The following is a 204-nucleotide window of genomic DNA, read 5'->3' on the forward strand; positions in this document are numbered from 1 at the left end:
ACACCGTCCGTGTAGGGCTTCTTCGCCTCCAGGCCGAAGCCGGTCGCGCGGTGCCGACGCAGCTGCTCGACCTCCCTGAAGGAACCCTCATCGAGCAGCAGAGCGATCCGCTCACGCGCGGTCAGCTTGCCCTTGGCATGCTGCGCCTCGGTGGCGCGGTCGCTCGGCCCGCGGCGGGCCACGTCACGCAGGGAGTGCAGCTCG

At 71.1% G+C, this 204-nt stretch carries 1 protein-coding gene; it reads right to left on the reverse strand.

Annotated features, from left to right (window positions below; genetic code table 11):
- Positions 1-204: carboxyl transferase domain-containing protein (locus tag ADK55_RS24290; RefSeq protein ID WP_324611203.1), on the reverse strand; the 204-nt coding region annotated here is incomplete at both ends.

Source organism: Streptomyces sp. WM4235 (assembly GCF_001279725.1).
GTDB lineage: Bacteria > Actinomycetota > Actinomycetes > Streptomycetales > Streptomycetaceae > Streptomyces.